This window comes from Neglectibacter sp. X4 (assembly GCF_009917365.1).
Lineage (GTDB): Bacteria > Bacillota > Clostridia > Oscillospirales > Acutalibacteraceae > Acutalibacter.
Window position 1 is genome coordinate 1 of sequence record NZ_QWLE01000245.1, and the last position, 695, is coordinate 695.

Below are 695 nucleotides of genomic sequence, written 5' to 3' on the forward strand. Positions count from 1 at the left end.
TCACTGACAGAGATGGAAAGTTATCGGGAGCTGATTTTGGAGAATATCGAGTATGACTGCCTCAAACAGCGGTTTGGAACCTACCGGGAGGACTTGGACGAGATCGTGGAGCTTCTGGTGGAAACCGTCTGCGCGAAGCGTAAGACCACCCGGATTGCCGGGGCGGACTTCCCCCATGAGGTGGTGCGTTCCCGCTTCCTGAAGCTGGACAGCTCCCACATCGAGTTTGTCATGGACTGCCTGCAAAAGAACACCACCGAGGTACGGAACATGAAACAATACCTTTTGACGGTGTTGTTCAACGCGCCCACCACCATGAGCAACCATTACACCTCACAGGTCAACCACGATATGTACGGCGGCTTCTGAAAGCTGGCCGTTTTTGTCTGCCCGGAACTGCCGGGAGAAAGGAATCTGTTATGAAACGACCGCTTGCGTATATCACCGCTCCCTGGAGCAAGAACCCCCACGAAAACGCGGCAAGCGCCGCCAGCTACTGCCGCCAGGTGTATGACGCCGGATATTCCCCCGTCTGCCCCGTTTTGTTCCTGCCGCTGTTTTTGAAAGATGAAATCCCCCAGGAACACAAGGACGGAATCGACATCGCCAGAGATTACCTGCGCCGCTCCCATGTGCTGGTGGTCTGCGGACACTCGACCGATGAAACGGTCAAAAACGATATTGCCACCGCTGAA

Annotated in this window: 2 protein-coding genes; both read left to right on the forward strand. The window is 55.1% G+C overall.

Going from position 1 to position 695, the window contains the following annotated elements; genetic code table 11:
* Positions 1 to 369 (forward strand): DUF6017 domain-containing protein (locus tag D1841_RS20035; RefSeq protein WP_237077189.1); only part of this gene is annotated, 369 nt, incomplete at its 5' end.
* Positions 370 to 419: 50 nt separating this feature from the next.
* The coding region (locus D1841_RS20040) for a hypothetical protein (RefSeq protein ID WP_166554359.1) at positions 420 to 695 on the forward strand (276 nt) is incomplete at its 3' end.